This is a genomic window from Lentibacillus sp. CBA3610, assembly GCF_013373365.1.
In the GTDB taxonomy this organism is placed as follows: Bacteria; Bacillota; Bacilli; order Bacillales; family Amphibacillaceae; genus Lentibacillus.
On record NZ_CP035925.1, the window covers coordinates 3,130,588 to 3,153,078 of the forward strand.

At 42.5% G+C, this 22,491-nt stretch carries 19 protein-coding genes and 5 pseudogenes; 11 read left to right on the forward strand and 13 right to left on the reverse strand.

The genetic code is table 11. The features are described 5' to 3' along the window. Window positions 1–3 precede the first annotated feature (3 nt). The 3 genes and pseudogenes from Len3610_RS15380 to Len3610_RS15390 form a co-directional block, all read right to left on the reverse strand. Window positions 4–649, reverse strand: a pseudogene (locus Len3610_RS15380) (N-acetylmannosamine-6-phosphate 2-epimerase). Between the two features lie 31 nt (window positions 650–680). Continuing rightward, a pseudogene (locus Len3610_RS15385) lies at window positions 681–1,235 on the reverse strand (dihydrodipicolinate synthase family protein); the annotation flags it as partial. A 56-nt stretch (window positions 1,236–1,291) separates the two neighbouring features. Next, window positions 1,292–1,534: a dihydrodipicolinate synthase family protein gene (locus Len3610_RS15390; protein WP_176448736.1), complete on the reverse strand. Its 243-nt coding sequence runs from the start codon at window positions 1,532–1,534 to the stop codon at window positions 1,292–1,294. A gap of 211 nt (window positions 1,535–1,745) precedes the next feature. On the opposite strand from Len3610_RS15390, the gene Len3610_RS15395 reads away from it, so the two are divergent. From Len3610_RS15395 to Len3610_RS21240, 5 genes and pseudogenes are all read left to right on the forward strand, one after another. Then, window positions 1,746–2,021 carry a MurR/RpiR family transcriptional regulator gene (locus tag Len3610_RS15395; protein WP_176448737.1) on the forward strand — a complete coding sequence of 92 codons (276 nt, stop codon included), beginning with the start codon at window positions 1,746–1,748 and terminating at the stop codon, window positions 2,019–2,021. A gap of 165 nt (window positions 2,022–2,186) precedes the next feature. After that, window positions 2,187–2,417 carry a phosphoheptose isomerase family protein gene (locus tag Len3610_RS21915; protein WP_369693595.1) on the forward strand — a complete coding sequence of 77 codons (231 nt, stop codon included), beginning with the start codon at window positions 2,187–2,189 and terminating at the stop codon, window positions 2,415–2,417. A gap of 540 nt (window positions 2,418–2,957) precedes the next feature. Further along, window positions 2,958–3,881, forward strand: a pseudogene (locus Len3610_RS15405) (L-lactate dehydrogenase). A gap of 327 nt (window positions 3,882–4,208) precedes the next feature. Further along, window positions 4,209–4,502 (forward strand): hypothetical protein, encoded by a 294-nt coding sequence (locus Len3610_RS21235; RefSeq protein WP_255259654.1) that lies wholly within the window; start codon window positions 4,209–4,211, stop codon window positions 4,500–4,502. After that, window positions 4,502–4,981, forward strand: coding sequence for a nucleoside recognition domain-containing protein (locus Len3610_RS21240; RefSeq protein WP_255259916.1), 480 nt, complete (start codon window positions 4,502–4,504; stop codon window positions 4,979–4,981). The genes Len3610_RS21235 and Len3610_RS21240 overlap by 1 nt, the downstream gene beginning before the upstream one ends. A gap of 94 nt (window positions 4,982–5,075) precedes the next feature. Here Len3610_RS21240 and Len3610_RS21245 read toward each other — a convergent pair whose 3' ends face one another. After that, window positions 5,076–5,231: a hypothetical protein gene (locus Len3610_RS21245; protein WP_255259655.1), complete on the reverse strand. Its 156-nt coding sequence runs from the start codon at window positions 5,229–5,231 to the stop codon at window positions 5,076–5,078. A 412-nt stretch (window positions 5,232–5,643) separates the two neighbouring features. On the opposite strand from Len3610_RS21245, the pseudogene Len3610_RS15415 reads away from it, so the two are divergent. Then, window positions 5,644–6,961: pseudogene (locus Len3610_RS15415) on the forward strand (aminotransferase class III-fold pyridoxal phosphate-dependent enzyme). An 82-nt stretch (window positions 6,962–7,043) separates the two neighbouring features. Here Len3610_RS15415 and mqo read toward each other — a convergent pair. The 6 genes and pseudogenes from mqo to Len3610_RS15445 all read right to left on the reverse strand — a co-directional run bounded on the left by mqo (window position 7,044) and on the right by Len3610_RS15445 (window position 13,706). Continuing rightward, window positions 7,044–8,545 (reverse strand): annotated as a pseudogene (gene mqo, locus Len3610_RS15420) (malate dehydrogenase (quinone)). Window positions 8,546–9,015: 470 nt separating this feature from the next. Then, window positions 9,016–10,605, reverse strand: coding sequence for a M4 family metallopeptidase (locus tag Len3610_RS15425; RefSeq protein WP_176449707.1), 1,590 nt, complete (start codon window positions 10,603–10,605; stop codon window positions 9,016–9,018). Between the two features lie 63 nt (window positions 10,606–10,668). Further along, window positions 10,669–11,094: a TasA family protein gene (locus Len3610_RS15430; protein WP_176449708.1), complete on the reverse strand. Its 426-nt coding sequence runs from the start codon at window positions 11,092–11,094 to the stop codon at window positions 10,669–10,671. Between the two features lie 354 nt (window positions 11,095–11,448). Beyond that, on the reverse strand, window positions 11,449–11,922 hold the full coding sequence (locus Len3610_RS15435) for a hypothetical protein (RefSeq protein WP_176448738.1): 474 nt from the start codon (window positions 11,920–11,922) through the stop codon (window positions 11,449–11,451). Window positions 11,923–12,216: 294 nt separating this feature from the next. Continuing rightward, window positions 12,217–12,696, reverse strand: a complete 480-nt coding sequence (rlmH, locus tag Len3610_RS15440; protein WP_176448739.1) for a 23S rRNA (pseudouridine(1915)-N(3))-methyltransferase RlmH — start codon at window positions 12,694–12,696, stop codon at window positions 12,217–12,219. A gap of 275 nt (window positions 12,697–12,971) precedes the next feature. Further along, the gene (locus Len3610_RS15445) at window positions 12,972–13,706 is read right to left on the reverse strand and encodes a hypothetical protein (protein WP_176448740.1); all 735 of its coding nucleotides are present in this window, start codon (window positions 13,704–13,706) and stop codon (window positions 12,972–12,974) included. 168 nt (window positions 13,707–13,874) lie between these two features. Here Len3610_RS15445 and Len3610_RS15450 point away from each other — a divergent pair, with 168 nt between their 5' ends. After that, window positions 13,875–14,780, forward strand: a complete 906-nt coding sequence (locus Len3610_RS15450; protein WP_176448741.1) for a nuclease-related domain-containing protein — start codon at window positions 13,875–13,877, stop codon at window positions 14,778–14,780. A gap of 533 nt (window positions 14,781–15,313) precedes the next feature. Here the strand turns inward: Len3610_RS15450 and Len3610_RS15455 are convergent. After that, on the reverse strand, window positions 15,314–16,066 hold the full coding sequence (locus Len3610_RS15455) for a hypothetical protein (protein WP_176448742.1): 753 nt from the start codon (window positions 16,064–16,066) through the stop codon (window positions 15,314–15,316). A 137-nt stretch (window positions 16,067–16,203) separates the two neighbouring features. On the opposite strand from Len3610_RS15455, the gene Len3610_RS15460 reads away from it, so the two are divergent. Then, the gene (locus tag Len3610_RS15460) at window positions 16,204–16,521 is read left to right on the forward strand and encodes a lysophospholipid acyltransferase family protein (protein WP_176448743.1); all 318 of its coding nucleotides are present in this window, start codon (window positions 16,204–16,206) and stop codon (window positions 16,519–16,521) included. Window positions 16,522–16,627: 106 nt separating this feature from the next. After that, window positions 16,628–17,188, forward strand: coding sequence for a hypothetical protein (locus tag Len3610_RS15465; RefSeq protein WP_176448744.1), 561 nt, complete (start codon window positions 16,628–16,630; stop codon window positions 17,186–17,188). Here the strand turns inward: Len3610_RS15465 and Len3610_RS15470 are convergent. Next, window positions 17,142–18,569 (reverse strand): SpoVR family protein, encoded by a 1,428-nt coding sequence (locus tag Len3610_RS15470; RefSeq protein ID WP_176449709.1) that lies wholly within the window; start codon window positions 18,567–18,569, stop codon window positions 17,142–17,144. The two genes, Len3610_RS15465 and Len3610_RS15470, sit on opposite strands and share 47 nt — an antisense overlap. Window positions 18,570–19,009: 440 nt before the next feature. Here Len3610_RS15470 and gdhA point away from each other — a divergent pair, with 440 nt between their 5' ends. Next, complete coding sequence (gdhA, locus tag Len3610_RS15475) at window positions 19,010–20,392, forward strand: NADP-specific glutamate dehydrogenase (RefSeq protein WP_176448745.1); 1,383 nt, start codon at window positions 19,010–19,012, stop codon at window positions 20,390–20,392. A 138-nt stretch (window positions 20,393–20,530) separates the two neighbouring features. Next, window positions 20,531–20,881, forward strand: coding sequence for a protein YmzB (locus Len3610_RS15480; RefSeq protein WP_176448746.1), 351 nt, complete (start codon window positions 20,531–20,533; stop codon window positions 20,879–20,881). A 317-nt stretch (window positions 20,882–21,198) separates the two neighbouring features. Here the strand turns inward: Len3610_RS15480 and yhbH are convergent, their stop codons facing one another. Beyond that, window positions 21,199–22,359: a sporulation protein YhbH gene (gene yhbH / locus Len3610_RS15485; RefSeq protein ID WP_176448747.1), complete on the reverse strand. Its 1,161-nt coding sequence runs from the start codon at window positions 22,357–22,359 to the stop codon at window positions 21,199–21,201. Between the last annotated feature and the right edge of the window lie 132 nt (window positions 22,360–22,491).

Consider the following 22,491-nt stretch of genomic DNA (forward strand, 5'->3'; position numbering starts at 1 on the left):
TTTTCATAGAAAAAACTTCTTGGTTATTTCCTGTGGTCTTGTAATGGCACTTCCTACCACGACAGCGGAAGCTCCTAGTTCAAGCGCTCGCTTTGCTTTTTTCGGTGTATTCATATTTCCCTCGGCAATTACTGGTACATTTGTTGATTGGAGGATTGCTTCTAACGTCTGGAGTGGATCGTCACCTTCTGTATCAGCCGTATAACCGACCAGCGTGGTAGCCACTAAATCCACTCCAAATTTCTCGGCATGGATAGCTTCTTCTACCGTCGACACATCCGCCATAAATTTTTGTCCGGGGAATCGTTCCTTCACCTTGCTAATAAAGGTTTCAAACGTTTCACTATGAGGTCGCGCTCTGTCTGTTGCATCAAAAGCGATAACATCAAGCCCTTCTTCGTACAGAGCCTGTACTTCTTATCGTTTGGGGGATCTTGACCTCACTGTCCTCATAACCATGTTTTAATAATCCCTATATAGGAAAGATCGACTACCTTTTTTTTATGGCTTGGATATCAGCGACAGTATTGGCGCGGATGCCACTTGCTCCGCCTTGATAGGCAGCCAGTGCCATTTTGGACATAATATATGAACTGTGAAGCGGTTCATCTTCTAAAGCTTGACAAGATACAATTAATTTTTTACTCATTTACTAAACTCCCATTGAACTTTTACATGATTTATTTTCCTGAGGATATGATGTCGACAATTTTTTCTGCTTGTTTCCTTTCATCTTCTGTAAGTTCCTTGAAAGGGAATTTCATATGACCCGCGTCCACCCCATATTGTTTTAATACATGTTTAATTGCCTGATAAACGCCGAGTTCTTCCAATTGCACAATCACTTTATTCATCTGTTTCTGTAAAACGCGTGCATTCTGAAGGTCAGAATCTTGTACAGCCTCATATAATGCATTAGCCTCTTTACCTATTACGTTGTAGGTGCTGCCGATCGCTCCATCTGCTCCGGATACAGCAAATTGGAGCACCATATCATCAGCCCCGCTGAAGAACACTTTATCTTGATGCAACTCTTTTAATGCAGCCAGTTTCGAGAGATCAGTATCCGTATACTTGACACCGATTACATTCGGCAATGCCAATAACTCACCGTAGTCTTTGATCGAAAACTGAGCCCCAGTAAAGGCCGGATTGGAATAGATAACCATCGGATGATCTGTTTCTTCAGTCAGCCGCTGATAGTAAGCCTTAATTTCCGGAAAACTGAATTTATAGTAATAAGGTGTTTATAAGCTGAATAACGCACATCATACAGTTCTTGGCCTCTTTTCTAACTTAACTGCTTCCTCATGTTTAAATGATCCAAATCTGGCGCAATCAGGGTCTTCATTTCGGCTTCCTCTTTGACAATTTTCAGCAGATCTTTTCGATTGCTTTCGTCCATCAGGAAACTTTCCCCTGTGGAACCGCCTACATATAACCCATTTACATTCATTTCGTCAATGTTATGGCGAACCACCTCCCGCAGTCCTTTTTCCTTAAGGGTGCCATCCTCATTAAATGGCGTCAGCAAAGGCTGTCAATTATCCCTTCAATACCAACCCTCCATTCAGCAATCTTTCCAAGAAGACGCTTTCATTTTTAATGAATTTAAGGTGTATCATACAATATGAAATAAATTTGTCATTATTTTATTGAAGTGGAGTTTATCTCCAAAAAAGAGAACAGATAACATTAACGGTAAGATGAAAATCACAAGGAAATAGGTTCAGAGGAGGATGGACGTGGTAAATCATTTTAATGACAATACGATTAATTTAACCGTCTTGATGGAGCAATATAAGAATACATTCACAAAGTCCGAGCAAAAGCTTTACAACTACATCACCAACAACTTTGAACAAATTGTTTACCAATCACTGACCGAAATCGCTATTGACTGTCAGGTCGGGGAAGCCACAGTTCTGCGCTTTTGCCGTAAATTGGGTTATAAGGGTTACCAGGAATTCAAGCTGGCACTGGCCAGAGAGCTTCTCGTTCGTGAGAAAAAACGGCAATGATGACGTAATATCGATAAAGTGAGGAACAAATATGAGAACAAAGCCTTGATGATACGTATGAATTAAGTCGACGATGATCAATTAACAGGAGCAATCGAATAGGATATTCGATGCAAAAAGGTTATCGTATTCGGCGTTTCTTCATCAGGGATTGCCGGACTGGATATGCAAAACAGATTGATGCGGGTTGGTATGAAATATCGAAACCATCACGGATTCCCACAACAGGTAAATCCGCTCCAATTCGCCGACAGTGAAACAGTCATCATCGCGATCAGTCTGAACAGGAAGCACCAAAAGAATATCATTGGATGCAGTCAAACCGGAAAAAACAACGGTGCTTCGGTAATTGCCATCACGAACTATACCGAAGTCTCCTTTAACGCGATATGCTGATATGGTTTTAACTGAAATCTGCGAAAGAAACCATTGGACAAGCGGTTCACTTGTATCGAAAATTTCCCAGTTGTTTATCATTGATCTTTATGTACAGGCATTACTATGAGAATTATGAAAAAGCCAAACAAACAAAGGAACAAGTAGCACAGACGATATCTGAAAAATTTTATTGAGCAAAAAGGCTGGGACAAAACAATTTTAATGAAAGGAAAATCCGAACGAACTAACTGGTCAAACAGCCTTTCCTCCATATTTTTTAACCGACAGATATAGATTGTGAATAAGCCCACCATGCCGATTAACCACGCGGCAATTGCGATGTAAATCATAAATTGCGGGATGACCTTTAAGAAAGAAACGGCTGAAAAGAGAAAATTGTATTTGCAGTTCCAAATTTTATAATGTATAATTTTTATGCATAAAAATAAATATTTATGCAGTTAGTGAAAACGACTTTTTAATATAATTGGCAGTCTGAAAGATTAAACACAACAAACAACAAAGACGTATCAGGTGAAAAATAAAGGTGGGAGAGGCATGACACATCATTTAAACAGAGTCGTAATAGTAGGTACTGGATTTGTTGGATCCAGTTACGCCTATGCCATGGTCAACCAAGGGATATCGGAAGAACTTGTGTTAGTCGATGTAAATAAGGAAAAAGCAAAAGGCGAAGTGATGGATTTAAATCATGGGCAGTTGTTTTATGAAACGCCTACCAACGTATGGCATGGAACCTACGATGACTGCAAAGATGCGGATATCGTTTGTATTACTGCAGGGGTAAGCCAAAGTGACGAAGAAACACGATTGTCAGCAGTTGAAAAAAATACTCAAATCACAAAATCTATCGTTGGCGATGTAATGGCATCTGGTTTTAGTGGCATTTTTCTTATTTCTACTTAATCGGTTGACATCATCACACATGCAGTATGGAAGATTTCCGGACTCCGAAAGAAAGGGTGATTGGTTCCGGAAACACTGGATACTGCGGTACCTGCATATGCTAAGTGAATACTTCAGCGTGGATCCCAAAAGCATCAGTGGTTATATCATCGGTGAGCATGGTGATTCACAGGTAGCTGCTTTAAGTAATGTAGCCATTGGCGGTCAGAACGTCATTGATATTGTCAATTCGAACAATCATTACCATTTGAGTGACCTGAAGAAATGGCCATTAAAACACGAGAGTTTCGCAGATGTTGTTATTGAGAAAAAGGTTCTACTTATTACGGAATCGGGGCAGGTTTAGCACGCATACAAAAGCCATTTTAAAAGAATGAAAGTGCTGTTCTGCCCGTATCAGCATTACTGGATGGCGAATATGGGTTCCATGACATTCATGCCGGAGTCCCTGCCATTATTAATCGACAGGGTGTTCAGGAAATTATCGAAATAGATTTAAATCAAGAGGAAAAGGAAGGGCTCGTATCTTCCATTGAAGTGTTAAAGACAACCTGACACGGTTTGCTTGATAGAAAAACTCGACATTCCGTCTCGTTTAATAACGCGTGTCGAGTTATCCATATAAGGCTTCCATTTTCTGAACGTTAAAAAATATGACTGTATATTTGTATAAGGGGTAATGAGAAAGTGGAGAAAAAACCAAAGCTTAAATGGGAATCATAACAGAAACAAGATCAAAACCACCTGAAATTTATTATCTTCTCTCTGCTTGGCGCGGGTCTGTTTCTGGTACCTGTACCATATAAAGAAGAAACGAATATCGGTGTTGGTATTCTGGCTGATTTACTTGAAACGGCATTTATAGATTTCTGGCCGGTGTTTATGACAGTCATTTTTTGTTTATCTACTCTATTGGCCATTTATACAAAGCTGGCTCAGCCGGAATTTATAAAAAAGAATGCTTTTATGACATCATTATTTGATGTATCTTATTTTTGGATTACTATGCGGCTCTTCGGCTCAATTTTTGCCATTATGACGCTTTATCAATTGGGACGGAGTGGATTTGGTTCTGATCTCACCGGGGGTACAGTTTTATATTCTTGTTTCTGTCCTGGCACCTTCTTTTTAGCTGCCGGGAATATTTATGCCGCTGGCTGCTGGAATTTGGATTGATGGAATTTATCGGTACAATGCTACATCGGATTATGAAACCAGTATTTCGATTGCCGGGAAGATCGTCCATTGACGCAACCGCTTCCTGGATGGGGTCCGGTACAGTCGGCGTTGTTATCACAACAGAACAATATGAAAGAGGGTTTTATACCGACCGGGAAGCCGCTACAGTTGCGACAAACTTTTCAATCAACTCAATTGCTTTCAGCTTTGTTGTCATCAGTGTCATAGGATTAACGGATATGTTTATTCCATTTTACCTGACTGTTTGTATCGCAAGTGTTATTGCAGCGATTATTTGTACACGTATCCGCCCTATCAGAAAGAGGATACGTATTATGAGCCTGTTGGAAAACAGATTGACGAAGATAGCCCGGCAGGTGTCTCAAAATTCAGATGGGCAATTGATAAAGCTCTTGAAAAGGCTTCTAGCGTTAAAAATTTCAAGGAAGTCAGCATTAGCGGGTTCAAGATTGTAATGGATATATGGTTTGCCTTGATTCCGCTTGTCATGTCCCTTGGTACGATTGCGCTTATCATCGCTGAATTCACACCGATTTTCACGTATTTATCCTATCCTTTCGTGCCAATTTTGAAAACTCTTCCAGATCCGGAAGCAACTGCCGCAAGCACAGCAAATGATTGTCGGTTTTGCCGATAATGTTTTTTGCCGGCTGTGATTGCCAGCGGAATCGAAAGCGAGTTAACACGTTTTGTCATTGCAGCCATGTCGCTCACTCAGCTGATTTATATGTCTGAAATAGTATTTTACTCTTAAGATCTAAAATTTAAAATCAGCTTTTGGGAATTTAGTTATTATTTCCTGGAAAGAACAGTCATTACACTTCGATAGTCATATTAATTGCTCATGTGTTTTCTATTCTAAATACGATGTAATAACAGGGCAGTTTCACAGGGACCGTACTTGTTTGAGAGCTGGTGCAGTTATCCAAAAAATATGATTTTAATTGAGAGTGGTGCTGTGCAAATGATTTAACTAGTCATCTGTGTATGATTTGGAAGAAACAGAAAGAGTGAGAGAATAATAGGACAAACAGAAATGGCAGAGTGTTAGGAATTAGTCAAGCCATCCGTTGTACGTAGCTTAAAAATATTCAATTCTAGCGTAAAGGAGATTAACATGCATGAACAAAATATGGATTGGGTAAAATTAACAGACTCGATTGGTAACTATCTTGCACCAAGTATGGCAAAGGATCATCCAAATTTACCGGTCGTCAAAGCAGAAGGATGCTACTACTACGGGACTGACGGTAAAAAGTATTTGGATTTCACATCCGGCATCGCAGTTGAAAATGTTGGCCACCGTCACCCCAAAGTTGTGGAAGCCATCAAGGATAGTGCTGATCATCTGGTACTGGTCCATCCGGTGTGAATTATGTACGAATCTATCTTTAAAGCTTGCCTGAGGAGCTTCAGGGATATTACGCCGAAACTGGATAATTTCTTTTTCGGAAACAGTGGTAACGGAAGCTATTGAAGGTGCGTTGAGCTAAGCGAAACACGTTTTCGGGTCGGACCTTATGTTATTTCATTTACTGGGTGGCTTTTCAATGTCGGACCATTGGGCGCACTCAGTGGTCTCCACATCAAAAAAGTAAATATCGGAAGCATCTTCAGCCGTCATGGTTAAACTATCACCTGCCATATGCAAATCCGGATGAAGCCCCGGATGGTGTTGATCACAACGTGTATTTTCCTGAAAAACTGGAGGAAGAAGCAGCGACATTATTCCGTCATCAGGTTGACCCGGATGAAGTTGCATGCATGATTGTCGAGCCGGTACTTGGTGAAGGTGGTTATATCATTCCACCTCAGTCATGGCTGAAAAAGATTCGTGAAATTTGTGATCGTCATGGTATCTTACTTATTTTTGATGAAGTACAGACAGGCTTTGGCCGTAACAAGGTAATTGGGTTTGCGGCCCAAGACATTCGACGTCACACACCGGATATTATGGCCGTAGCCAAGGTGTTGCAGCCGGTTTGCCACTCGGGGTCACATTGCTTCCAAAGAACTGAATGGGAATCAATGGCCATGGGTGCACATTGCGACAACTTTCGGCGGTAATCCGATAGCCTGTGCAACCGCACGAGCCTCCATTGGCGTGATCAAAGAGGAGAAGCTTCTTGAAAACAGCCGGGAAGTCGGAAAATATGCGCTCAAATCGTCTGAATTAAGTTGAAAGATAAGTACCCAATGATTCACGATGTCCGTGGTGTAGGCTTAAATGATTGGCATGGCATTCAAAGATCCGGAAACAGGTTGAACCAGATGGCGATGCTGTTATGAAAGTGCTGATAGCTGTCTTGAAAGGTGTCCTGTTTACGTGGGCGGTATTCAGGTGAGGTATGCGTATCATCCGCCACCTAATCATGACGAAGAGCAAATGGGACTCTGGGTTGGATGTGCTTGAGGAAGTTCTGGAATCAATGTAGGGAAATAGTGATATTACGACATATTGCAGAAAAAACGGAAGGGAAGGTTCTTTTGAAATGAACCTTCCCTTTTTAGTGTCTATTATACTGGTTTCACTTCGCTCTTATCCGCTAACCCTAGTGTTTTAGCTGTTGTTGTGCGAATATCCTTCACAAGCTCTGGATGGTCTTTCAATGATACGCCGTAAGAAGGAACCATTTCTTTTATTTTTGGTTCCCACTCTTCCAATTGCTCTGGGAAACATTTTTCCATGACGTCAAACATGATGGAAACCGCGGTTGAAGCGCCCGGAGATGCACCGAGCAATGCAGCGATTGAGCCATCCCGGGAATTGACCAGCTCCGTACCAAATTGGAGCGTTTCCTTTGCCGCCATCTTTGGTATCCTTGATCACTTGCACACGCTGGCCAGCCGTGACAAGTCCCATCCTCGCTCCTGGCATCCGGGACGAATCAACGCAATGCTTGAATATGTTCTTTCTTTTGATAACATCACTTGCTGATCAGTACTTGGTTAACGGCATATTTTTGGCGCCGGCCGCTAACATCGTAAAGGCGTTGTTTGGTTTGACAGAACCCAATAAATCCATATTTGAACCGGTTTTCAGGAATTTTGGTGAGAAACCGGCAAATGGCCCGAACAATAATGTCTTCTCCCCGTCAATATAGCGTGTGTCCAGATGCGGGACAGACATTGGGGGTGCACGACTGCAGCTTTGCCATAAACTTTGGCGGTATGCTTCTTTTGCCACTCGGGATTTTTGCAGACAAGGATTGGCCGCTTACGGAAATCCGCCAATATGTTTCACTTTCAGGAATACCTGTTTTTTGCAGCAGCGGCAGGGCAGCTCCACCAGCACCGATAAACACGAATTTTGCCGTATGGTGCTCAAGGGTGCCGCGTTCAAAGTTCCGCACTTTCACTTCCCATGCACCATCATCAGTACGCTGGATATCATCGACTGTACTGTTGTAACGGATATTCACATTTTGGTTCTCCAAATGTTCCAGCAATTTGCGTGTGAGCACCCCGAAATTGACATCGGTTCCGGAATCGACCTTGGTTGCTGCCATCGGATGATCAACAGTCCGGTCCTCCATGATCAGCGGAATCCATTCCTTCAACGTTTCCGGGTCGTCCGAAAACTCCATGCCTTCGAACAGGGGATTTTCTGTCAGTGCTTCAAACCGCTTTTTCAAAAATTGTACATTATTTTCCCCATGAACCAGACTCATATGAGGCAGCGGCATGATAAAATCCTGTGGGTTCTCGATGTGATTGTTGTTGGCCAGATAGGACCAAAACTGCTTCGACACTTGAAACTTTTCATTGATATTCAGCGCTTTGGTGATATCGATGGATCCATCCGGTTTTTCGGGTGTGTAGTTCAATTCACACAGTGCTGAATGGCCCGTTCCCGCATTGTTCCATACGTTCGAGCTTTCTTCGCCTGCGTCTTCAAGTTTTTCAAAAAGTGTTATGTTCCAATCTGGCGCCAATTCTTTTAAAAGAGATCCCAGTGTTGCGCTCATGACTCCAGCACCAATCAGGATAACATCTGATGTCGTATGTTTGTTGCTCATGTCATTCATCCCAATCTTCTATGATTTGCAGAAAGGATGCTGATGCTCCTTGGCAGGCTTCACAGTAACCCGGGAGCAAACAAATTGCACACCTTTTCTAGGGCTATGATAATCCACTATATAGTGTATCAAAATTCTTGGGAAACTGAAATGTTTATGTTATAAATTGTTACTTCCTCTCAGTCAAATTGGGATAAGTATCTTGAAAAAAGGGGGCGAATTAAACTGCAACCTCATAATCTTGCCAATAAGATGATTGATTACCTTGATGAAGATGAGATAGAGTAAAAACAGGGGGAGTTCAGAGGAAGATGAAGCAATATACAATAGATACGAATGTAATTAGATATAAAGCAAATCCAAATGCGGATCAGTCCTATAAAATAGCAGCTAAACTCTTTTGGCGAAAAACTTCATTGGAAATCAGAACGCAAAATCCAGCCATCCGCAGACAGCTGGATTTCTATATTTTAATAGACGCCGACAGCATTGTAAGCTTGTTCGACAGCTTCAACCTGATCAGAGTTACTGCCATACAAGTCTCCTGCCGCCTGAATGGCTGCCTGTCTCATCATGCTGAAGTCAGAGCTGCTTGTTAAATAAAGATCAAGCGCACGATAATAGATTTGTTCGGTTGCTTCACGTCCAACACCGTCAACCGTTACCCCGTAATGTTCTCCGCCTTCTGACATCAGATAGGCAGCTTTGTTATTAATACTGCTGTTGATGTGAACACCGCCGTTATCCAAATCACCTGTATATCTCAAGCTCCAATGATCGGGATAAGGTGCTTGTGTCCGCCTTTCAGTCAGTGCAGCCGGGTCTTCCAATGAACGTAATGCCATTGTGCCATCTGCCATGATTTCTTCTCCAATCAGCCAATCATTCCTGTCAACCATTGCACCAAATATATCTGCTAAAGATTCGTTTAACGCGCCAGATTCATCTCGGTAAACTAGATTTGCTGTATGTTGAATAACACCGTGAGTCATCTCATGTGCAGCAACATCCAAACCTGCAGCAAGCGGGTGGAAACGTTCGCCATCACCATCCCCATATGACATTTGTCTGCCATTCCATGATGCATTGTTCCAATTGTCACCAACATGGACAGCAGAAATTAATATTTGCCCGTTATCATCAACTGAATCACGTCCAAATGTATCCATATAATAATCATATGTTGTTTGGGCATTTGCATGGGCATCAACTGCTGAGCCATCTTTGAACATTTTATTAATGCTCACTACATCGAGATTGACCCCCGTTTCATTGTCATAAGTTACGACGCCATCTCCGCGCATCTCATCAAACAGCCTGTACATGCCTTCATATGCCTGTGCCTCAAATTTTTGCCTGTCCCCGAAAACGCCGGTACCAAATGCTGTCACATTATGTGTGGCATCAAAATAGTCAATAATGTTTCCATTTGCTGCATCGATGAAATAATGCCAATACCCGACTTCCGGATTTGTGGTGGAAGCTGTCACAAGATATGTGTCATAAAAAGTGTCCTCATATTCATAAATATACCGGTCAGCTTGAATGTCGCCATCATACTGGTTTACCTTGCCTATTTTGTTTTCAAGTTCACTTTTAAAAATGTCGACTGCCTTCTCTTCAGAAATAGGTGAATCGGTTACGTTATTTTTAACATTTAAATCTGAAACGACTTGTCCAAAGTAAGCTGTAACCGTATTATCCTCTTCCAAAGCTATTGTCTGATCTGCTCCATAAACCGGTATACCCTTATATGTTTGTTTAAGCTTAGCATGATGTGTGCCCGTTTCCTCATCCGCTGTTTCATCTGTTACTTCAAAGCTTACATCCGTATTGTTGAATAGTTTAAATTCCTCACTATTTTCCTGGATGTATGCCAGTGCAATTTCTTTCTTGGATAATGCTTCAGGGGCCTCCCAATTTTTAATTATGTATGATGGCGTATCATACGTTTCATTCAGCTGCATCTTTTGTTCATCAGCATGTACAGCAGAACTCTGTGTCACGATGCCTAACGATACAACCAGAGCCACTGCAGAAGAAAACAACTTCTTATTTATTGTCAACTAACTCATCCTCCTATTAAATGGTGATTTTCAATTATTTGCATTGACCGTATAGCCTTATAAATCTTCACCCTCTGCTTGTGTTGCATTGAAGGTCCATGCCAGTTCAAGACTGTCACCCTGGAAAATATTCTGATCCTCGCCATTATCAACGAATTCAAATTCCACCCAAAAATCATGCGTCTCCTCAGATTCAAGTCCGCCCTTCTGTTCCCATAAAGGATCCCAAATATCACGTTTCACAATATCCGGATCCATTTCCTTTAATTCATATAATGTCGTTTCAAAAACGGGCTCACTCTCCTGATTCCAATTCCATAAGAAATTTACTTTAATATGCTTACCTAAATCATCATGATTGTCACCATTCTCATCTGTTACGGAATAACCCGTTTCTAAATGCACATTTTCTATTTTCAGACTCCCATCATTGGATAGATTAAATTCGCGCATCATCGTATCACCGGGTTTCAGATTATCGATATAAAGGCATTATTTTGTGTTTTTCCTGACATGAAAAAGCCAAAATTGTGCTTCCAGTGAACTAATGGCAATTTCCCTAAATGCACGCTGATACCATACTCAAGGCCCTAACTTCTTCTTAATAATTCATTTTTGCGTCCTCCCAGTTTCCCGTTTATAAAGTATTATTATTACATTTCGTTCTGGTTTTTGAAACCAGCGGAATCACTGTCCCCTTCCCCGGCCGAATAATTTCCATTGTGTGGATTTTTCCTTGAATTAGCTTTCTGCGAGTCTGAAGCTAGCGGTCCTTTTCTTTCTGCCCCCATCTATTAAAATAGTCGTGATTTTTTGTTCTAGCATTTAATAGAGCTATCAATAAATAAAAACTCTGGCCGCTAAAGTGTCGAAGCCTGGCAAATAATTCAAAATGATTAAATAGAACTGCATTTTATGTGCAATATAGACAAAAAGGCGGAAATTTCCGAAGTGGGTGTTTAAAAGTGGAATGATAGGATCTAATTGCCTATACAAGAATGGAATCGAGTTTGAATCAGTGTTGAGAATCCCAACTCGCTTTGATACGCCTGCATACTCTTCAGTTAAAGGATCATTTAACAGAACAAACCGCCCCTGGCCCACTTTTTTGACCAGACAAAAAACACCATAACCTTTACAAACCTCTTCATCATATTCAAGTGTATCATCGGAGTCGAACCTTAATACTTTGGAATAATTATACCCGCAGCGTCTGCAATGAATATATATTTCATCAGTTTTATAGTGGTTATCCTCTATCGCAGGACAGCCGCATTGGGGACACTCGACAGCATAAAGAATTGAACCCATTCTTATGATCATCTCTTTTCCTATGAAATTGTTTTACTTGAATGGTGCCCGGATTGGCGGGTTTATTAATGTTACTGTATGCCGGACAAAATGATGGGAATACGTTTGTGGTGTATCGCGTGAGGACGGATCTCCCCTGATGCCAGCAGCAGTGAAATGACTGACTTATTTATATCTATGTTAATGATATAAATGTCAAATGGTTTATGAAGGGTTTTGACAAAGTAATGCAAAGTTCCAGCAGAAAGAATATCCGATGTCTGGTAATTGCAGAAGCCTGTCCACGAGACTTTTTTACTTATGATACGGTTCATTCCTTATGATCCGAAACGCCCGATACACCTGCTCCAACAGAATCATCCGCATCAATTGATGGGGAAACGTCATTTTTGAAAATGATAAAGCGAGGTTACTCCGCTTCTGCACGTCTTCACTGATTCCGACCGAACCTCCAATAACAAAAGCAATCTTACTTTTACCATAGGTGGCGAGTTCATCCAGTTTGGCGGCGAATTGTTCCGAAGTCAGCATTTTCCCGTCTATCTCCAGTGTGATGACATAGGTGTCCTGGGTGATATTGGAGAGAATCCGCTCGCCTTCTTTTCGCTTCACTTTCTGGATTTCGGCTTCACTCATATTTTCAGGCGCTTTTTCATCGGCAACTTCCTTGATTTCCACTTTCGCATAGGGCCCGAGCCGCTTCAGGTATTCCTCGATACCCTGCTTCAAATATTTTTCCTTTAGCTTTCCGACAGCGATTATGGAGATATTCATGGGCGGTCATCCTTCTTCGTTTCTTCTTTTCTAAGTTTACCAAAAATGCAGCATAATAACATGGACAATCCTGAATTTCATAAATCCCTTTAACACAAAAAACAAAATGACGCCACCCTCCAGTACCGCCATCTTACATCAATTCTTTAGCTTTTCATTACAAACAATTTCCAGTCCACCGGCCAGTGAATGGGCAATCAAATCCACTCACTGGTTTAAAGTGGACAGAATCATTTTAGTTAGGAAATCAGGTCATTATACTGAAGATCTTTTATTCAAGAGGATGTTTCCTGATGATTTTCCAGGAAAATGATACGTTCGATTTGCAGTGCAACAGACAAAACGTGGATAAACGCTTCATACGTCGAGGCTTCTGAGTGCTTTTCATAATTGTGGACAATGGGACGTGCCAAATCTTGACTGGCCTCAACATCGAAATGGTAAAAATCATTAATCGGAAAGTGTAGTGCATCACCAATTGGAATCAGTGTGCCCATGACAATTTCGCCTTTGTTTGGCGGGACAGCTGTCGGATCATACACGATGACATCCAGCGTTTCATTTGTCAGCATATCAACGACGACGAGGACACGGTCATTATATTTATATCCCACATAATAAAATTTTGGCACTGCCTTATCCCATTCCTTCAGCCACGATGAGATGAGCGGCTTTTTGTGCAAATTGTGACGGTTATCCTCGATATAGTCTTCGGTAAACGTGACCTCAGCGTCATCTGAATCATACATTAATTTCCACCAAAACAGATTACTTTCCAGCGCCTGCCGTTTTTCCGTCCGCGGATGGTGGTCATCGATGAATTCACGCAGGTCCTCCTGGTACAAAGCAGAATAACGGTCGACCAAAAAATGTGTAAAATCTTTGAAGACATCCAGGAGTAATTCCTCCCTCATCTCATCTGAAATCGGGTAATCATGCCGGAATGTTTTGCCACGGGACGCTGACTGTGTGAATGGCACCACTTTTTCAGTTGTTCTGTTTTGTTTCATAACATCATTTCCTTTCAAGGAGAATTTTGGGGCAATTAGCGAGGGCTTTAATTGACCTTCTTAACAGATTCGACATTCGTCCTTCATTTCCTCTTTTTTATTGAAAAAATTGAGCCATTTCCCACATTTATTGGTATAATAGAGCTGATCAATGAAAGGATGTGGGACATGCCGTATAAACCGCGTACGAAACATGCTGAGCTGCAAATACTTGACTCATTGAACATTCGAATGACTTTATCGTCAAAGGATAGGCAGCATTTTTTCAATCTGAAGAGGGGCTATGAAGGCGAGGTCAAATTTGACGCATTGACGGAAAAACTTCAATGCGATTGCCTCGTATTAAATGATCTCTTGCTGCAGACAAATAACACGCTATTTCAAATTGATTCGCTGCTTATCACATCAAAGAAGGCACATATGTTTGAAGTTAAAAACCATGCAGGGGATTATTATTACGAAGCAGATAAATTTTTCAAACTGCCTCAATATGAAATCCTCAATCCCCTGCATCAATTAGGAAGAAGCGAATCACTGCTGCGCCAATTATTCCTCAAACATAGAATTAATCTTCCAATTGAAACTTCGGTTATTTTTATCAACCCAGAATTTACGTTATACCAGGCGCCCCTCGATAAGCCAATTATTTTGCCAACTCAGATCAAAAATTACTTCAGTCAATTAAATTCAACACCTTCCAAATTAGATGAAAAGCACAAACAGTTAGCAGACAAATTGTGTTCGCTTCATATTGAGGAATCGCCTTATCAGCAGCTGCCATCCTATACGTACGAAAACCTTCGAAAAGGCATGATATGCGCGGCATGCGATTCCTTTTCCACCAGGATTGAGGGAAGAAAAATAATTTGTGTTGACTGTGGGCAAAAGGAGAATCTTGCTGCAGCTGTCGTGCGATCTGTGGAGGAATTTAAGCTGTTATTTCCGGAAAAGCGCATCACGACAACTGTTATACGGGAATGGTGCAGCATCGTGGATTCCGATAAGCGGATCAGGAAAATATTGGATGATAACTATACGAGGAAAGGAGATAACCGATGGACTTATTTTGAATGACAGCAGAGGACATGGCTTTGGGGGATGAGAAGGCGTTTCTCTCTGACGTTTTGCCTGTTTTCGAAGGGTGCTTCGGATGAGAGAGGCTTCCTCTATGACAATTCGGCCGCTTTCGAAAGCTGTTTTGGACGAGAAAAGCCTTCTCTCTGACATTTTGATAGCTTCTCGAGGGCGTGTCGGCTGAGAGAAGCCCTCTCTCTGACGTTTCGACCACTTCCCGAGGGCATTTCGGCATAGAGAAGTCCTCTCTCTGACATTTCAACCACTTCCCAAGGGCATTTCGGCTGAGAGAAGCCCTCTCTCTGACATTTCAACCACTTCCCGAGGGCCGTTCGGCTGAGAGAACCACTCTCTCTGACGTTTCGACCACTTCTCGAGGGTGGTTTGGCAGAGAGAACCACTCTCTCTGACATTTCGACCACTTCCCGAGGGCGGTTTGGCTGAGAGAACCACTCTCTCTGACGTTTCGACCCCGGACTTGACTGACAAAAAACGTAAAAATGACGATACCCACCAGTATCGCCATCATCACTTCAATCCCGCTTCTCATTTTCGACCTTTTTCTGATCCACATACCACGTCAGCGGCTGTTCGGACCCGCTCACCAGTTTATAGAAGTACGATGACGTCAGGTTATAGTTATCCTCAATTTTTTCGGCGAGATGACTGCTCCGCTCAAACAGAATTGAGCGGAATTCGCTGATTTGCCGGTGGATTTTTTCCATCAGGGCACCCTGGTTCTCAAGCCGCTCAAGCACATTCTCCTGTGTCTGATCCTGCTCGGCGGCGCGATCGGCCATTTCTCTGTTCATGTCCACAATCTCTGTCATTTGTTGCGCCATATCCTGATTGACAGTTTCGTATGCTGCAAGCCGTTCCATAATTTTTTGGCTTGACTCATGTAATGATTCAACCTGACCTGCCACTTCTTTTTTCATCATATCTTCATGCTCGATTATGTGGTGAAGCTGCTGATTGTTTCGGTCCAGCTTTTGCAGCCACTCCATCGCCTGGTGTTCAAATGTTTTATGCTCGCGTTCGCGCTCTTTCAATGCTGTCAGTTGATCACTCACGCCCTTCCATCTGCTGGCATTGGTGTGATTCTCGCGGTGATGAATCCTTTTTAATTCATGAAACGCATTTGACAGTGTTTGATTAATCTCTTTTTGTTCGTTAATCATGTCAGCAAAATTATCTTTATGATAATATGCCTGGTTAGGCTCACGGATGTTGCCTTCATTCATATAAACTTCAGGGTGTTCATGATTATTAATGAATAACCCCATATTGATCACTTCCCTTACCTGCGTTATGTTACGATTCTATGTGACTATCGATACAGGACAGTCAACTAATAAAGTATTATATGCTAAAATGTTACGGTTCGTTTTTATCATTATTTTCTATTGCAGGAAGTGAATCTATGAGTATTGAAAGAAAACCAGGTAAGTGGGTTCAGCACCTGTTGTTACCTTCAATCAGGGCCTTTGTTGAGCGTCGTTCGACCATCGTTATTGAACGCAACGATACAAGGAACATGAAAGGACCGTATCTGATTTTAGGAAATCACGTTAATAACTGGGATCCAATCATCCTGAATTGCTACGTGAACGAGCCGGTCAGTTTCATCGCTGCCGACCCGCTTTTCCGCACCCCATTTCTAAAGCATATATTGAATTACGTGGGGGCAATCCGAAACAAAAGTTCAAAAATGACACACGCACGATTCGAAATATCCTGAAGCCAAAAAACATAACCGCATCATCGGTATCTTTCCAGAAGGCAATCGAAATTGGGACGGTAAGACCGAACCGCTTATATATTCCACGGCCTAGCTGGTAAAATTATTGGATATTCCAATTGTCATCGCAACGATTCGCGGCGGTCATCTCAGTCATCCGCGTTGGGGAGACGGCCACCGGAAATATCTCGTGCCAGTCCTGCTCTTGACAACGATAGGCGGATTTGTGACCATCTTCTTTTTACTGTGGATCAGTCCGAGACTGTTTCCTGACGATAAACTTTCAAATCTGCTTGGTTTTTTCGGCATGCAGACTGGTACGATTTCAACCGGGATGGCACTTGTAAAGGCGGTTGATCCCGGTTTTCAGTCCAATACAGCCGAAAACCTGGTCTTGGGAAGTACCACGGCGATGACGTTCGGATTCCCGCTTCTCCTTCTTTTGAATGTGCCAATCGTCGGCTACGTGCAAAACGAACCGATTATGTATGTCTATACATTTTTGGGGCTTCTCGTTTATTTTATGGTGCTGGGTTGGTGCGTTGCTTTACAGGACACGGAAAGCAAATGTATGAGCGGGGTAGGTCACCCCACTCTGCCATACTTATACCTTAAACTCCTCACAGAAACTTCCGATGCACTTTCTCCCCATCATACGAAAACATAACCCGTTTATCTTCCACGACGGTTTCCAGATGCACATGCCGCCCCCACAATTGATAAATATACGGCAGGACATTTTCCAGGTAATGCAGATCGAGTTCGGTGCCTTCATAACCGTGTGTTAAATACAATTCACCATTTCGCATATAATCGCCGTTTTCCACTGTAATATATGGAAAACCGCCGTTCACACGCTGGGACACCAATTGATTCCGGACGTTTTCATAATCTTTATCGGTTATCGTATAGTCGCTCCCCTGTTTCTCAAACAAGTACATGTCTTCCCGATTCACCAGGTCTTTGGTTAAATAATTTCGGATAAACGACTGATCCGACTCAATTTCCCGCACTTCAAAGATCTTTTCTCTGCCTGTATTTGGTTCAGCCCCTATCTTTCTCATCTCTTCGGTCGGGTTGTTATACCGCTCTTCAATGTCCTCATACATTTTAAGCCCCAGGTAATACGGATTGATCTGCTGCTTTGAAGGCTGCACAACACTTGCATTCAATGAGGCAAATTCAACTGCCTCATCAGATGTCAGATCCATTTCCCGTAAAATACGCTGATGCCAGTAAGACGCCCAGCCTTCATTCATGATCTTCGTTTCGAGCTGCGGCCAAAAATAGTGCATTTCCTCGCGCATCATTGTTAAAATATCGCGCTGCCAGTCTTCCAGCTCACGGCTGTACTCCTCGATAAACAGAAGCAAATCTTTTTCCGGCTTCGGGGGAAATGTCTTCTCGCGCTTTTTAACCAGCTTAGGCTTGTTATGATGTGCTTGAGATTTATCCAAATCCCATAAATCATCATACGGTGTTTTAACTTCAGGCTGCTCAAGTACATCCTCAGCCTCGTCTTGTACATTATCAGGCAATATTGGCCGAATAAGCGATGGATCAATATGCTCCTGAATCGACAGGATCGCATCCAGAAAGCGCTCCACTTCTTCACGGCCATAAATCATTTCGTAGTTTTCAATCCGCTCTGCTGTTGCCGTCATACTCTCCACCATATCCCGTCTTGTATTGGCGAACCGGGCGTTATTTTTGAAAAAATCGCTATGTGCCAGCACGTGAGCGATAATCAGCTTATTTTGGATCAGGCTATTGGTATCAAGCAGAAAGGCATAACACGGATTGGAATTGATGACAAGCTCATAAATTTGACTGAGACCGAGGTCATAATGAAGCTTCATCTTATGGAATTGTTTACCGAAGCTCCAATGGGAAAATCGTGTCGGCATACCGTATGCACCAAACGTATAGATAATATCAGCCGGACATATTTCATACCGCATCGGGTAAAAATCGAGGCCGAATCCTGAGGCGATTTCCGTAATCTCATCAATAGCCCGATTCAGTGTTTGTGTCTGCGTCAAAATAATCCCTCCAAGTATCCTTTTTACAGTGTATGACACAGGCGGGAAATTTTGACTGATAATCAGTGGATTAAGCGGACAGATTGTTTGGGGGGAAAATGAGGAATCTGAAATTTTTTATGGCGTTGTACCCCCAATCGAATCCTCTCCTTTATTTGCTGAATGTGAATTTTTAATCGAAAAATGTGTTGCACATGATTGGGATTGAAATGAAAAAGATTTTTTCAGGAAGGCCAAAAGAAAGATGGGGGGCACTCTACATATTACGATAATTCGTAAAATTGTCAATGGGTTTTCCACACAGTCAGACGGCTTGTTAAAACGCTTTCATACCTTTAAAAATATTCTGTATTCTTGTCTTTATCGGCTTTTTCATATAAAATAGTACTAATACATGTCAATTTGCCTAAAAATATTTTACAAAAATGATCAAAAGGGGATGACCGATGAATACGATAGAAGCAACGTTACAATCCAAAAGAGAAACAGCAAAACAATATGTTAAGAAAATTTATAATGCCACTGAACAACGTAATCCTCATGAAACTGAATTTCTGCAGGCTGTTAAAGAAATAGTTGACTCCCTCATCCCGGTATTAGCCCGTCAGCCACAATACATGAAATCCGGCATACTTGAGCGACTTCTTGAACCGGAAAAAGTGATTTCATTCCGTGTTCCCTGGGTGGATGATCAAGGAAACGTTCAAGTCAACCGCGGGTACCGTGTCCAATTTAATAGTGCACTTGGTCCGTACAAAGGCGGTTTGCGCTTCCATCCGTCCGTGAATGCCAGTATCGTGAAATTTCTGGGGTTCGAACAAATTTTCAAAAACTCCTTGACCGGGCAGCCAATCGGTGGTGGAAAAGGCGGATCGGATTTCGACCCGAAAGGCAAATCGGATATGGAAATTATGCGTTTTTGCCAAAGTTTCATGACGGAATTGTATCAGCACATTGGACCGGAGACCGATGTTCCGGCTGGTGATACCGGTGTCAATGCACGGGAAATTGGTTACATGTTCGGCCAATACAAAAAACTTCGCGGAGCTTTTGAAGCCGGCGTACTGACCGGAAAAGGACTCGAATATGGCGGCAGCCTGGCACGTAAAGAGGCGACCGGGTATGGGTTGGTTTATTTTGTCCGGGAAATGATGAAAGACAACGATCTCGACTTTAACGGCAGCAACGTCATCGTATCCGGTTCCGGCAACGTATCCATCTATGCGATGGAAAAAGCGATGGAATTCGGGGCAAAGGTTGTGGCGTGCAGTGATTCAAACGGCTGTATTTATGATGAAAACGGCATTAACCTGGATACTGTGAAAGAACTCAAAGAAGAAGATAATGAACGGATTAGTGCCTATGCTGAAAAACATCCGCATGCCCAATATTTGGAGGATTGTAATGAAATCTGGTCGATTCCGTGTGACATCGCGTTGCCGTGTGCGACCCAGAATGAGATTGATGGAAAAACCGCTGAAACATTGCTTACCAATGGTGTGAAAGTCGTTGGGGAAGGGGCCAACATGCCATCGACTATAGAGGCAATTGATATGTATCTTGATAACACTATCCTCTTCGCCCCTGCAAAAGCTGCAAATGCCGGGGGGGTAGCGGTATCCGCACTGGAAATGGCTCAAAACAGCAGTAAACTTATGTGGTCATTTGAAAAAGTCGATGCCAGATTGCAGGAAATCATGAAGGATATTTACCAAAACAGTATGCAAGCTGCATCAGATTATGGCACACCAGGTAATCTCGCAGCCGGCGCGAACATAGCAGGCTTTGTAAAAGTAGCCGATGCGATGATCGAACAAGGGGTTATTTAAGAAAACGAATGGGGACTGTCTCGTTATCGCGGGGCGGTCCTTTTCTATTTGACAGCTCCATGCGCTGTAAAAATTACCACAGTCACTTACTGCATGATTATAGCGTTTGTGCTCAATCTATGGGCAGGAGGGATCTACATGGAACTGCAATTTTTAACGGTTGAAGAGTTCAATGACTTATTACAGCAATGGAGCGGGGAGACCATTAAAATTTCCAAGCATGAGCTGGATGATATGGATGAAACGCTGATGACGCTCGAGGATATAACGTATGAACACAACACACGGGGGCGCATCGATGATTACGAGCCAACGCATGCGCTACACCTGAATGGGACAGGCACGATTGAAACGGACACAAGCGAGGTTCAGTCACTGCCGTCGTCCGTATACGAAATTCCGCTTGAAGACAGCTCATTATACGAGTACGACGGCCATCAGTTTTTGCTGAGCACCACCCGCGGTGTGTATAAGATTGAAAAGGGATAGACGAAGAAACTTCTCTCATACAAAAATGAGCCGGACTGAGCATGAAACGTCAGAGAGGAGGCTTCTCTCTGCCGAAATGCCTTTCGAAGGCTGGCCAAACGTCAGAGAAAAGCCTTCTCTCTTACAAAAGTAAGCCAAACTGAGATCAAAACGTCAGAGAGGAGGCTTCTCTCGTCCGAAAATCCCGTCGAATGTCGGCCAAATGTCAGAGAGAAAGCCTACCTTGCGTCATAAGTTTTTAATAGCCTGTTTTAGGCAAACTATAGCAAAAACACGTAAATCTACAGCATATAGGAAAACCCCGCAAGCGCGGAGATTCAGACAGCAGCCGTATTTTTATGGAAAAATGTTCTCAATGCATGATAAACATCTTCTTTCCCTTTTAAAATATGATGGCGGAATTTTGGATTTTCAAATTCTTTATACGCCCGCATCAGCGTTGACTGACGCTGATACATATTCACCTCGGCGTACCCGAACATATTGGAGGCATCCATTATTTCATTGACAAGCTTGATACACCGCGGATTATCGGAAGTGATGTTCTCCCCATCAGAAAAGTGAAACGGATAAATGTTGTACCGGGATGGGTCGTATTCATCACGAATCAGCTCCAGGGCTTTTTCATAGGCAGATGAGCAAATCGTTCCGCCGCTTTCGCCTTTTGAAAAAAAAGCCTCTTCAGTGACGACTTTTGCTTCGGTATGATGGGCAATAAAAACAATTTCAACACGTTCATATTTCGAGCGCAAAAATTTCATCATCCAGAAAAAGAAACTCCTGGCCAGGTATTTTTCGAAATTCCCCATTGATGCGCTTGTATCCATCATGGCAAGTATGACGGCCCGGGATTCCGGCTTCACCACGTCGTTCCATGTCCTGAAACGCAAGTCATCATTATAAATGGGTGCAATTTGCGGCTTTCCTTTGATCGCATTCCGTTTAAGCGCGGTCAATATTGTCCGCTTTTTATCTACGTTACCCATCAGACCCTTTTTTCGGACGTCATTAAATTCCACTTTTTCCGTCGTGACTTCCGCTTCATCTTTTTGCTTCAGATCAGGGAGTTCCAGCTCCCGGAACAGGGCCTCCTCCAGTTCGGCCATTGATACTTCCGCTTCATAGTAGTCATTTCCCGGCTGATCCCCTGCTTTTTTCCCATCACCTGAACCACTCTGGTCACCTCGTGGATCACGTGCGATGACATCACCCACTTCACTGTCACCGTCGCCCTGCCCGACATGTTTGGACTTATCATAGTTATAACGGATTTTATATTCATCCAATGAACGGATCGGAATTTTGATCACATCACGGCCGTTTGACATAATAATGTTTTCTTCACTGATTAAATCAGGCAAATTGTTTCGGATCGCATCTTTCACCTTATCCATATGGCGTTTCTGATCTTGATAACCTTTGCGGTGGAGGGACCAATCTTCCTTCGAGACAGTGAAACTTTTATTCTCTTCCTGCACATTTTCCCCTCCTGTTTAACGTTTTTGGAAAAACCATAAAACGAATCAGCTCGTTTCTTTATCCTATGCAGCCGGCAAGGATTTCGTCGATATAGAAAAAACAACAAGACAGATTCGGGCTGTCTTGTTGTA

What these genes read in the sequence shown, in the direction of transcription:
- Len3610_RS15445 (WP_176448740.1), bottom strand. Translation starts at nt 13,706, where the DNA reads ATGAAACAAAACAGAACAACTGAAAAAGTGGTGCCATTCACACAGTCA.
- Len3610_RS15435 (WP_176448738.1), bottom strand. Translation starts at nt 11,922, where the DNA reads ATGGGTTCAATTCTTTATGCTGTCGAGTGTCCCCAATGCGGCTGTCCT.
- Len3610_RS15450 (WP_176448741.1), top strand. Translation starts at nt 13,875, where the DNA reads ATGCCGTATAAACCGCGTACGAAACATGCTGAGCTGCAAATACTTGAC.
- Len3610_RS15455 (WP_176448742.1), bottom strand. Translation starts at nt 16,066, where the DNA reads ATGGGGTTATTCATTAATAATCATGAACACCCTGAAGTTTATATGAAT.
- Len3610_RS21240 (WP_255259916.1), top strand. Translation starts at nt 4,502, where the DNA reads ATGGAATTTATCGGTACAATGCTACATCGGATTATGAAACCAGTATTT.
- rlmH (WP_176448739.1), bottom strand. Translation starts at nt 12,696, where the DNA reads ATGAATATCTCCATAATCGCTGTCGGAAAGCTAAAGGAAAAATATTTG.
- Len3610_RS15460 (WP_176448743.1), top strand. Translation starts at nt 16,204, where the DNA reads ATGAGTATTGAAAGAAAACCAGGTAAGTGGGTTCAGCACCTGTTGTTA.
- gdhA (WP_176448745.1), top strand. Translation starts at nt 19,010, where the DNA reads ATGAATACGATAGAAGCAACGTTACAATCCAAAAGAGAAACAGCAAAA.
- Len3610_RS15480 (WP_176448746.1), top strand. Translation starts at nt 20,531, where the DNA reads ATGGAACTGCAATTTTTAACGGTTGAAGAGTTCAATGACTTATTACAG.
- Len3610_RS21245 (WP_255259655.1), bottom strand. Translation starts at nt 5,231, where the DNA reads ATGGCTGCAATGACAAAACGTGTTAACTCGCTTTCGATTCCGCTGGCA.
- Len3610_RS21235 (WP_255259654.1), top strand. Translation starts at nt 4,209, where the DNA reads ATGACAGTCATTTTTTGTTTATCTACTCTATTGGCCATTTATACAAAG.
- Len3610_RS21915 (WP_369693595.1), top strand. Translation starts at nt 2,187, where the DNA reads ATGCAAAACAGATTGATGCGGGTTGGTATGAAATATCGAAACCATCAC.